Origin of the sequence: Arenibaculum sp., assembly GCF_035998295.1 — a bacterium.
In the GTDB taxonomy this organism is placed as follows: Bacteria; Pseudomonadota; Alphaproteobacteria; order Azospirillales; family Azospirillaceae; genus DASYHS01.
The window spans coordinates 16,536-27,312 of the sequence record NZ_DASYHS010000132.1 but is presented as its reverse complement, the minus strand read 5'-3'; the positions used below and the strand labels follow the sequence as shown (position 1 = coordinate 27,312).

At 70.1% G+C, this 10,777-nt stretch carries 7 protein-coding genes and 1 tRNA gene; 2 read left to right on the top strand and 6 right to left on the bottom strand.

What is annotated here, in order from left to right; translation table 11 throughout:
* Nucleotides 1–118 precede the first annotated feature (118 nt).
* The 6 genes from VGO20_RS13110 to VGO20_RS13085 form a co-directional block, all read right to left on the bottom strand.
* Nucleotides 119–838, bottom strand: a complete 720-nt coding sequence (locus tag VGO20_RS13110; protein WP_327502800.1) for an SIMPL domain-containing protein — start codon at nucleotides 836–838, stop codon at nucleotides 119–121.
* A gap of 78 nt (nucleotides 839–916) precedes the next feature.
* Nucleotides 917–1,585: a glutathione S-transferase family protein gene (locus tag VGO20_RS13105; protein ID WP_327502799.1), complete on the bottom strand. Its 669-nt coding sequence runs from the start codon at nucleotides 1,583–1,585 to the stop codon at nucleotides 917–919.
* Between the two features lie 143 nt (nucleotides 1,586–1,728).
* On the bottom strand, nucleotides 1,729–2,223 hold the full coding sequence (locus tag VGO20_RS13100; RefSeq protein ID WP_327502798.1) for a GNAT family N-acetyltransferase: 495 nt from the start codon (nucleotides 2,221–2,223) through the stop codon (nucleotides 1,729–1,731).
* Complete coding sequence (gene gltB / locus VGO20_RS13095) at nucleotides 2,220–6,764, bottom strand: glutamate synthase large subunit (protein ID WP_327502797.1); 4,545 nt, start codon at nucleotides 6,762–6,764, stop codon at nucleotides 2,220–2,222. Before gltB ends, VGO20_RS13100 begins: the two co-directional genes overlap by 4 nt.
* Before the next feature lie 23 nt (nucleotides 6,765–6,787).
* Nucleotides 6,788–8,236: an NAD(P)-dependent oxidoreductase gene (locus VGO20_RS13090; protein WP_327502796.1), complete on the bottom strand. Its 1,449-nt coding sequence runs from the start codon at nucleotides 8,234–8,236 to the stop codon at nucleotides 6,788–6,790.
* Between the two features lie 283 nt (nucleotides 8,237–8,519).
* Nucleotides 8,520–9,491 carry a complex I NDUFA9 subunit family protein gene (locus VGO20_RS13085; protein ID WP_327502795.1) on the bottom strand — a complete coding sequence of 324 codons (972 nt, stop codon included), beginning with the start codon at nucleotides 9,489–9,491 and terminating at the stop codon, nucleotides 8,520–8,522.
* A 168-nt stretch (nucleotides 9,492–9,659) separates the two neighbouring features.
* Here VGO20_RS13085 and VGO20_RS13080 point away from each other — a divergent pair.
* Nucleotides 9,660–9,746 (top strand) — tRNA-Leu (locus VGO20_RS13080).
* Between the two features lie 154 nt (nucleotides 9,747–9,900).
* Complete coding sequence (locus VGO20_RS13075; protein WP_327502794.1) at nucleotides 9,901–10,512, top strand: ribonuclease D; 612 nt, start codon at nucleotides 9,901–9,903, stop codon at nucleotides 10,510–10,512.
* Nucleotides 10,513–10,777: the final 265 nt, after the last annotated feature.

Genomic DNA, 10,777 nt, shown 5'->3' with positions numbered 1-10,777 from the left:
GCGCGTCGTGCCGGCGACGCGCCAGCCCTGCGGCAGGAGCCGGTCGGCCAGCGCCAGCGCGCTGTAGCCGAGGCCGAAGCAGAACAGGCGTGGTCCCGTCATGCCCGTGCCGGCCGCGTCAGGGTTCCTGCGGGGCGAGCGTGCTCAGCACCACATAGGCCGTGACCCGCATCTTCTCGCTGACCGAGACCGGGGCCGCCGCGGCCTTGTCCATAGACTCCTGCATCGCGCCGCGGCTCATCATGGCGGGTACCGGCATCGGCGGCATCCCGCTCTCCTGGAAGCGGATCGCGCCGATGCGGAAGTCGCGGTCGCCGAAGCTGCGCTCCAGCGACGCGATCTCCTCGCCGGCGCGGCGGTAGATCTCCGCGCGCAGCCGGGCGCGGACGGCTTCGGTCTCGGCCAGGGTCGGCGTGAACTCGATCGACTGCACGCGGAGCTGGAGGCCCGGCCGGCTCAGCTCCTTCGCCTTCTCGCCGAGCCCGCCCACCTCGGTCTCGGGCAGCCGCGCCTCGGCCACGGCCTGCCACCGGTCGAGGCCGGCCTGGTCGGTGAAGCGGTCGAAGGAGACGACGCGCCATTCCGCGTCCGGCACCAGCCCGGACACGGCGGCCAGAAGGTCGCTGCGCGCGACACCCGTCTGCGAACCCGTGGCCGCCGCATCGGCCGCGACGGTCACCAGCGCGGTCTCGGTGACGACCCAGTCCTCGGCCGACAGCTCCATCGTCACTTCGTCCATCACCGGGGGCGGCCGGATGATCGTCGTGGCCTCCTGGGCCGCCGCGGCACCGGAGGCGAGGAACAGGATCGGCAGCAGGACGGCGGTCATTCGACGCATGGGAACCTCGGATCGTGTGGAAATCGTTTGCCCGGCCACCAGCATCGGTAGCGAAACCGGCGGAATTTGGGCGGCAGCTCAGAAGTCCAGGTTGGCGTAGTGCGGCGGCGGCGGCGCGCCCGGCACGCTGTCGGCGAGCAGCGCCCGGAAGCTCGGCCTGGACTTGATGCGGGCGTACCACAGGCGCGCCTCGGGGTGCTCGTCCCAGGGCACGTCGCCGAGATAGTCGACCGTCGACAGATGCGCGCCGGCCGCGATGTCGGCGAGGCTGAAGTCGTCGCCCGCGAGCCAGGTGCGCCGCTCGGCCAGATAGGCGATGTAGTCGAGATGGTAGTGGATGTTGGCGAGCCCGGCGCGGATCGCCGGGGCGTGGGGATAGCCCTGGCTGTTGAGCCGCTTCATCAGCTTCTCGCCGACGAGGTTCTCGGTGACCTCCCGGTTGAACTTGCCGTCGAACCAGCCGACGAGGCGGCGCGTCTCCGCGCGCTGGGCCGCGGTCGCGCCGAGCAGGGGCAGGTCGGGACGGGTCTCCTCCAGGTACTCGCAGATCGCGGCGCTGTCGGCCACGACGGTCTCGTCCTCGTCGACGAGGACCGGCACTTCGCCCGCGGGATTGAGGGCGAGGAATTCGGGGCGCCGCTCGACCTCGCGCTCCAGGCGCAGTTCGAACGGAACGCCTTTCTCCGCCAGGGCCAAGCGTATCTTGCGGGCGAAAGGTGAGAGCCAGAAGTGGTAAAGGACGAGCATCGGTGGCGCACTCTAGCGCAAGGAAACGGGCAAACCTAGCACGGAACCGGCATGGCGCCCGTTCCGTTCCGCCCATGTCGATTCGGCGGGCGCGGGAGGCTGCGCCAAAACGCGCGGAGGTGCAAGCGTCCGCAGCGGACGGCCTATTTCCGGTACATGACCGTGTCCACCATTCCCAACTCCGCACCGAACCCTGCGCCCGGAACCAGGGTCCAGCCGTTGCGCTCGTAGAAGGAGCGCGCCGCCCGGTTGCCGCGCTGGCAGCACAGCAGCGCCGGCCCGTCCAGCAGGCTGCGCGCCGCGTCGAGAAGGCGGCTGCCGATGCCGCGGTGCTGCCAGCGCGGGTCGACGAACAGGTTGCGGATCTGGCGCTCCGGGCGATGGAGCGACACGAAGCCCACCGCCATCCCGCCGATCCGGGCGACCCATACCTCGTCGTCCTCGACCGCGCGCTGGTAGTCGTCCAGCTCGAAGGAGGGGCGGCTGCACGGGAATGCCGCCTGCCGCGCCCTCAGGAAGATGCCCGCGCAGCGCGCCCCGTCCCGGCGCGTCGCGGGCCTGAGGACGACGCGGCCGGCGGGGTGCGGACGCGCGTCCGCCGCCGCCGCCGGCCGCGGCCGTGCCGCGTCCGGGATCATTCCGCGGCGGGCGCCGCCAGGGTGTCGGTCACCGGCACCGGCAGCCGGGAGATCAGCTCCTTGGGCACGACCTGCCAGAACCTGCCGCGCACCAGCGGCCAGTCGTTGAGGAGCTGGGCGGCGAACCGGCTCTGCGTCTCGCGCACATGCTCCTCGATGAGGCCCTTCACCATGTCCTCGTAATGCGCGACCTCGACGCGCTGGTAGATCACGCTGTCGTCGTTGACGTGGGCCGGCAGGATATCCGCCTCGTCGTAGACGAAGGCCATGCCGCCGGTCATGCCGGCGGCGAAGTTGTCGCCGACCGCGCCCAGGATCACGACCGTGCCCCCGGTCATGTACTCGCAGCCGTTGGAGCCGCAGCCCTCGACGACGGCGACGGCGCCGGAGTTGCGGACCGCGAAGCGCTCGCCCGCCTGGCCGGCCGCGAACAGCTTGCCCGCGGTGGCGCCGTAGAGCACGGTGTTGCCGACGATCGTGTTCTCGTTCGACTTCAGGGGGCTCGCGGTCGTCTGGCGGACGACGATCGTCCCGCCCGAGAGCCCCTTGCCGACGAAGTCGTTGGCGTCGCCGAACACTTCGAGCTTGATGCCCTGGACGGCCCAGGCGCCCAGCGACTGGCCGCACGAGCCGCGCAGCCGCACCGTGACGTGGCCGGGCTGGAGCCCGGCCATGCCGAAGCGCCGCGTGATGCGGGAGCTGAGGCGGGTGCCGATCGCCCGGTGGGTGTTGCGGACGTTGTAGGTGAGCTGCATCTTCTCGCCGTCGTCGAACAGCGGGCGCGCATCCTCGATCATGCGGGCGTCGAGCGTGTCGGGCACCTCGTTGCGGCCGCTGATCGTGCGGTAGCGCGCGCCGTCGCCGGGATCGGTCTGGACCAGCAGCGAGTTCAGGTCCAGATCGTCGAGATGGGCAGCACCCCGGCTGACCTGGTGGAGCAGGTCGGTCCGGCCGATCACCTCCTCGAGCGAGCGCACGCCCAGCGAGGCCAGGATCTCGCGCACCTCCTCGGCGAGGAAGGTGAAGAGGTTGACCACCTTCTCGGGCGTGCCGGTGAAGCGCTGGCGCAGGGCCTCGTCCTGGACGCACACGCCGACCGGGCAGGTGTTGCTGTGGCACTGGCGGACCATGATGCAGCCCATCGCGATCAGGGCCGCCGTGCCGATGCCGAACTCCTCCGCGCCCAGCATGGCGGCGATCACGACGTCGCGGCCGGTCTTGATGCCGCCGTCGGTGCGCAGCACCACGCGGTGGCGCAGCCGGTTCAGCATCAGCACCTGGTGCGCCTCGCTGAGGCCCATCTCCCAGGGCGCGCCGGCGAACTTGATCGAGGTCTGCGGCGAGGCGCCGGTGCCGCCGCTGTGGCCCGAGATCAGGATCACGTCGGCGTTCGCCTTGGCCACGCCGGCCGCGATCGTGCCGATGCCCGAGCGCGACACCAGCTTCACGCACACCTTGGCGTCGGGGTTGACCTGCTTCAGGTCGTAGATCAGCTGCGCCAGATCCTCGATCGAGTAGATGTCGTGGTGCGGCGGCGGGCTGATCAGCATCACGCCCGGCGTCGAGTGGCGCAGCCGCGCGATCATCTCGGTGACCTTGAAGCCGGGAAGCTGGCCGCCCTCGCCGGGCTTGGCGCCCTGGGCCATCTTGATCTCGATCTCGCGGCACTGGTTCAGGTACTCGGCCGTGACGCCGAAGCGGCCGGACGCCACCTGCTTGATCGCGGAGTTCCAGTTGTCGCCGTTGCGGTCGGGCTTGAAGCGCGCCGCATCCTCGCCGCCCTCGCCGCTGTCGGACTTGGCGCCGATCCGGTTCATGGCGACGTTCAGCGTGCCGTGCGCCTCCGGCGACAGCGCGCCCAGCGACATGCCCGGGGTCACGAAGCGCTTGCGGATCGAGGTGATGCTCTCGACCTCGTCGAGCGGCACCGCCTCGCGCGTCATGCGGAAGTCCAGCAGGTCGCGCAGCTGGTGCGGCGGCCGCTTGTGCACGGCCTCGCTGAACTTCTTGTAGGTGGAGTAGCTGTCCGACCCGACCGCCTGCTGCAGCAGGTGGATCAGCGCGCCCTCCCAGGCGTGGCGCTCGCCCCCGCGGCGATACTTGAAGAAGCCGCCGACCGGCAGCGCGGTCACCTCGTCGTTCCAGGCCAGCGCGTGCTGCTCGCTCACCTTCTTCTGGATGCCCGCGAGGCCGATGCCGGAGATGCGGCTGATCATGCCGGGGAAATGCTCGGCGACCAGGGCGCGCGACAGGCCCACGGCCTCGAAGTTGCAGCCGCCGCGGTAGCTGCTGATGATCGAGATGCCCATCTTGGACATGATCTTCAGCAGCCCCTCGTCCACCGCCTTCTTGAAGCGCGACAGGCACTTCTCGATCGTCATGTCGCCGAACAGGCCGCGGCGGTGGCGGTCGGCGATCGCCTCCTGGGCGAGATAGGCGTTCACGGTGGTGGCGCCGACGCCGATCAGCACCGCGAAGTAGTGGACGTCCAGGCACTCCGAGGAGCGGACGTTCAGCGAGGTGAAGGTACGCAGCTGCTGGCGCACGAGGTGGCTGTGCACCGCCCCGGTCGCCAGGATCATCGGGATCGGCGCGTGCTGCGCGTCGGTCCGCTCGTCGGTCAGGATCACGTGCTCGGCGCCGCCGCGCACGGCGTCCTCGGCCTGCTGGCGGATGCGGCGCAGCCCGTCGCCGAGCGCGTTGGGCCCGGCCCCGACCTCGAAGGTGCAGTCGATCTCGGCGGCCGTGGCGCCCATGTAGCCGCGCATCGCCCGGAACTCGGCCGTGGTCAGGACCGGGCTGTCGAGCTGCAGCAGGCGGCACTGGCTCGCCTCCTCGTCGAGGATGTTGCCGAGGTTGCCGAGCCGGGTGCGCAGGCTCATGACGCGCCGCTCGCGCAGGCTGTCGATCGGCGGGTTCGTCACCTGGCTGAAGTTCTGGCGGAAGAAGTGGTGCAGGCCGCGATACTTGTCCGACAGCACGGCGAGCGGGCTGTCGTCGCCCATGGAGCCGATCGCCTCCTTGGCGTCCTCCACCATGGGGTGGAGGATCATCTCGACGTCCTCCATCGTCATGCCGACCGCGAACTGCCGGCGGCGCAGCACGTCGCGCGACAGCTCCGCCGGCTCGGCCGGGGCCGCCTTGACCAGCGTGTCCAGCTCCGTGATGTTGTCGACCCAGCGGCCGAAGGGCCGCTTGGCCGCGAGCCGGTCCTTGACCTCGCCGTCCAGCAGCAGCCGGCCTTCCACCAGGTCGACCGCGATCATCTGGCCGGGGCCGACGCGGCCTTTGCGCACGACCTCGGTCTCGTCGATCTTGACCATCCCGGTCTCGGAGCCGGCGATGATCAGCCCGTCCCCGGTCACGGTGAAGCGCATCGGGCGCAGGCCGTTGCGGTCCATGCCGCCGATCACCCAGCGCCCGTCATAGGCGGCGATCGCGGCCGGGCCGTCCCACGGCTCCATCACGCTGTTGACGTAGCTGTAGAGGTTGCGGTGCGCCTCGGGCATGACCGGGCGCTGCGACCACGCCTCGGGGATCATCATCGTCTTGACCATCGGCGCGGACCGGCCGGCGCGCACCAGCAGCTCGAACACCGCGTCCAGCGCGCCCGAGTCCGACGTGCCGGTCGGGATCACCGGCTTCAGGTCGTGGATGTGGTCGCCGAAGACCTCGTGGCCGATGCGCGGCTCGTGGGCCTTCATCCAGTTGACGTTGCCCTTCAGGGTGTTGATCTCGCCGTTGTGGGCGATGCAGCGGAAGGGCTGGGCCAGCGGCCAGGTCGGGAAGGTGTTGGTCGAGTAGCGCTGGTGGTAGATCGCGAAGTTCGAGGTGAAGCGCCCGTCGAGCAGGTCGGGATAGAAGCTCGTGAGCTGCTCGGCCAGGAACATCCCCTTGTAGATGATCGAGCGGGACGACAGCGTGCAGATGTAGAAGTCGTTGATCTGCTCCGCCCGCACCGCCGCCTCGATGCGCCGCCGGATCACGTAGAGCTCCAGCTCGAACCTGTCGGTGTCGACGCCCTTGGCGTTGCCGACGACGATCTGCTCGATCTCGGGCCGGGTCGCGTTCGCCTTCTCGCCGATCACGTCGACGTTGATCGGCACCTGGCGCCATCCGTAGATGTAGTAGCCGAAGCGCAGGACCTCCGTCTCGACGATGCAGCGGCAGCGCTCCTGCGCCTCCGTGGACAGGCGCGGCAGGAACACCTGGCCGACCGCGAGGTCGTTCGTCGGCGCGGTGTGGCCGATCAGCCCGACGAAGTCCTTGAAGAACTGCTGCGGCACCTGGATGTGGATGCCGGCGCCGTCGCCGGTCTTGCCGTCGGCGTCGATGGCGCCGCGGTGCCACACCGCCTTCAGCGCCTCGATGCCCTTCTCGACCACCGTGCGGCGGGGCCGGCCGTCGAGGGTGGCGATGAAGCCGACGCCGCAGGCGTCGTGCTCCTCGGCCGGGTTCCAGCCATGGGCCTCGGTCAGGCGCTCGACGGCGTCGCGATGGGCGGAGACGTAGGCTTCGGGATTGGTGATGTTCTGGTCCATGGTCGTATTCCTTCCGCCCGTCGTCACTCGGCAGCGACGGCCGGCGCCTCGGCGGCGGCCTTGCTGGTCAGGTAGGCATGGATGCGCTCGGCCGCGTCCCGCCCGTCGCGGATCGCCCACACCACGAGGCTCGCGCCGCGCACGATGTCGCCGGCCGCGAACACGCCGTCCAGGCTCGTCATCATGCTGCGGAAGTCGATGCCGATCGTGCCCCAGCGCGACACCTTCAGGTCCGGCTCGCCGAACAGGCCGGGCAGGTCCTCCGGGTCGAACCCCAGGGCCTTGATCACCAGCTCGGCGTCGATCGTGAACCGGGATCCGTCGATCACCTGGGGCGTCTGGCGCCCGGTCGCGTCGGCGACGCCGAGATGGATGCGCTGCGCGCGCACGGCGGTGACGGCGCGGTCGCCGAGGAAGGCTTCCGGGGCCGACTGCCAGACGAACTCGACGCCCTCCTCCTCGGCGTGGGCGACTTCGCGCTGCGAGCCCGGCATGTTGGCCCGGTTGCGCCGGTAGAGGCATTTCACCGAGGCCGCACCCTGGCGCACGGCGGTGCGCACGCAGTCCATGGCGGTGTCGCCGCCGCCGATCACCACGACGTTCTTGCCGGCGGCGTTCAGGCGCCCGCTCTCGAATTCCGGCACCACGTCGCCGAGGCCGACGCGGTTGCTGGCGGTCAGGTAGTCCAGGGCGGGCACGATCCCGTCGAGGCCGCTGCCGGGGGCCTGGAGGTCGCGCGCCTTGTACACGCCGGTCGCGATCAGGACCGCGTCGTGGCGCGCGCGCAGCTCGGCGAAGGGCAGGGTGCCGCCGACGTCGGCATTGACGTGGAAGCGCACGCCCTGCTCGACGAGCTGGTCGACGCGGCGCTGGACGATGTGCTTCTCCAGCTTGAAGCCGGGAATGCCGTAGGTCATCAGGCCGCCGATGCGGTCGTAGCGGTCGTAGACCTCGACCCGGTAGCCCTTGGCCCGCAGCATTTCCGCCGCCGCCAGCCCGGCGGGCCCGCCGCCGACGATCCCGATCGAACGGTCCAGCTCGCGGCTGGGGCGGCGCGGCTTGACCCAGCCCTTCTCCCAGGCCGTGTCGGTGATGTACTTCTCGATCGACCCGATGGTCACGGTGCCGTGGCGGGACTGCTCGATCGTGCAGTTGCCTTCGCAGAGGCGGTCCTGCGGGCAGATGCGGCCGCAGATCTCCGGGAAGGTGTTGGTCGCCGAGGAGACCTCGTAGGCCTCCTCCAGCCGGCCTTCCGCCGTGAGCATCAGCCAGTCCGGGATGTTGTTGTGCAGCGGGCAGTGCACCTGGCAGAACGGCACGCCGCACTGCGAGCAGCGGTTCGCCTGTTCCTGCGCGCCCGCATGGTCGAACTCGCCGTAGATCTCGTCGAAGTCGCGACGGCGGTCGTCGGCCGTGCGTTTCTCCGGCATGCGCTTCTCGGTATGAACGAAGCCGAGCATACGGTGCGCCATTCGATCGAGTCCCCCAACTGGTCTTCGGCCCCGGACGCGGGCCGTCCTACGGCCACGATTGCCGTCTGCCAGATCGTTTAGCCGAGTTTCGCGCTCTCTGCGAGCAAAAAATCGCCAAAAGGTCAACTATGCTGACCTATAATGAAATTGCGGAGCTGGAGGGTGTCGGGCACCCCGCGGGGCGCGGTTGGTTCTGTGTGAGATAGTTGCCGTTCGCGTACAAATCCGCAATCGGATGAATTTGCGAAACCAAGGGACCCCTGCTGCGGCCCCGAAGCGGTGCCTAGTGGGTGACGCCGCCGGTGCTGCGCTGGTCGGCGAACCGGCCGCCGATGCGGAAGCGGTCGAAATAGGTGGGCAGTATGACCTCGGCCGCGGTCGGCGTGATGCCGAGGTCGCGCAGGGTCGCGGCATCCGCGGAGACGACGTTGTCCCGCTTGAGCAGCTCGACCTGGTCGGCGGTCAGGGGCGGGTTCGGCAGGACGCCCATGACGCGGCCCAGGACCTCGGCCAGCCGCCACGGCACCGTCACCAGGGGGCGCCGCCGGCGCGTCTCGCGCAGCACCAGCTCCATCACCTCGCGCATGGTGTAGACGCGCGGCCCGCCCAGCTCGTAGAGCCTGCCGCGGGTGGCGGGATCGTTCAGCACGGCCATGATCGCGTCGGCGACGTCGCCGACATAGACGGGCTGGAACCGCGTCCGTCCGCCGCCGATCAGCGGCAGGACGGGCATGATCGAGGCCATCGAGGCGAAGCGGTTGAAGAAGCCGTCCTCGGGGCCGAACACGACGCTGGGCCGGAGGATCGTCGCCTCGGGAAAGGCGTCGAGCAGGGCGGCCTCACCCTCCGCCTTGCTGCGGGCGTAGGCGGAGGGCGAGGCCGCGTCGGCGCCGATCGCGGAGACGTGGACGACGCGAAGCGCCCCGGCAGCCCGGGCGGCGCGGCCGAGGCGGCCCGGAAGCTCGGCCTGGGCGGAGGCAAAGGTGTTCTTTCGCGCCTCGTGCAGGATGCCGATCAGGTTGATCACGAAATCGGCGCCCCCGACCGCAGCGGCGACCGAGGCGTCGTCGGCGGTGTTGACGGGGACCGGCACGATCTGGCCGACCGTGCCGTTGGTGCGCAGGAAGTTGGCGCGGGACGTGTTTCGGGTCGCGACGCGGACGATCGTGCCGGTCCTGGCCAGGCGCTGGACGAGGTGGCGGCCGATGAAGCCCGCACCGCCGAACACCGTGGCGACCCGATAGCGAAACGACATCCCAAATCTCCTGGCCAGACTGATGCACCGTCGGCGGTGCTTATATAGGAGCGGCGCGCGACAGGCCAGCCTCGGCGGCAGGCCCGCGTGGCGTCGCCGGCGCCCGCGAAGCCCTGAAAACATTTGACAGCCGAAGGGGCCGGGGCTACATAACCGGCCCACCGGAATGCCCAGGTGGCGGAATTGGTAGACGCGCAGGTTTCAGGTACCTGTGGCAGAAATGCCGTGGAAGTTCGAGTCTTCTCCTGGGCACCATATCGGCCGAGCGACGCGCTCCCGTAACCGGCGCGATCGGAACACGCCGATTTCTCATGTGGCGGCGATTGCCGGGACGTGAGCCCCGGTCCGGCGGCCCCTCGAGCCGAGACGTCCCGCGTCGGGACAGGCTCGCATTGAGACAGGGTGCCCCTTGCCCATCGACCTTCACGACGGCGACCTTCCCGACGACGTCTATTTCGGCCCGACGGTCGCGATCGACACGGAGACCATGGGCCTGAACCCGGCCCGCGACCGGCTTTGCCTGGTGCAGATGTCGGCGGGCGACGGCCATTGCCACATGGTCCAGTTCCGCGCGGGCGTCTACGACGCGCCGAACCTGAAGCGGCTGCTGGCCGATCCCGGCGTGACGAAGCTGTTCCACTTCGCGCGCTTCGACGTCGCGGTGCTCAAGGCCTATCTGGGCGTGGTGTGCGCGCCGGTCTACTGCACCAAGGTGGCCTCGAAGCTGGTGCGCACCTTCACGGACCGGCACGGCCTGAAGGACCTGTGCCGGGACCTGCTGGGGATCGACCTCTCCAAGCAGCAGCAGTCCTCGGACTGGGGCAGCGCGGAGCTGACGCCGGAACAGCTCCGCTACGCGGCGTCCGACGTGCTCCACCTGCACGAGCTCAGGGCCCGCCTGGACGTGATGCTCGCGCGCGAAGGGCGGACGGACCTGGCGGAGCAGTGCTTCCGGTTCCTGCCGACCCGGGCGGAGCTGGACCTGGGCGGGTGGGACGAGCCGGACCTGTTCGCGCACTGACCGGCCGGCATGGATCGGCTGGCATGGACGCTTCGCCGCGGTCATGGAGCCTTCGAGGTAGCCATACGGTTTGATTCACCCGGGGGGCGTCGGCATACTTGCGTCGATCCCCGCGCCTGATGGCGGACCGCCGACGCGGCGGGGCCGCTGCGGTTGATGGAGCCGCGGTTGATGGAGTTTGACGCGCCGTGAACGAGCTTGCACAACGCGTGGCCCTGTGCGCCCCCCCGCGCGGGGAGGAGGCCGGGCAGACGCGCGACGCCGC

What these genes read in the sequence shown, in the direction of transcription:
- VGO20_RS13110 (WP_327502800.1), bottom strand. Translation starts at nt 838, where the DNA reads ATGCGTCGAATGACCGCCGTCCTGCTGCCGATCCTGTTCCTCGCCTCC.
- VGO20_RS13105 (WP_327502799.1), bottom strand. Translation starts at nt 1,585, where the DNA reads ATGCTCGTCCTTTACCACTTCTGGCTCTCACCTTTCGCCCGCAAGATA.
- VGO20_RS13100 (WP_327502798.1), bottom strand. Translation starts at nt 2,223, where the DNA reads ATGATCCCGGACGCGGCACGGCCGCGGCCGGCGGCGGCGGCGGACGCG.
- gltB (WP_327502797.1), bottom strand. Translation starts at nt 6,764, where the DNA reads ATGGACCAGAACATCACCAATCCCGAAGCCTACGTCTCCGCCCATCGC.
- VGO20_RS13090 (WP_327502796.1), bottom strand. Translation starts at nt 8,236, where the DNA reads ATGGCGCACCGTATGCTCGGCTTCGTTCATACCGAGAAGCGCATGCCG.
- VGO20_RS13085 (WP_327502795.1), bottom strand. Translation starts at nt 9,491, where the DNA reads ATGTCGTTTCGCTATCGGGTCGCCACGGTGTTCGGCGGTGCGGGCTTC.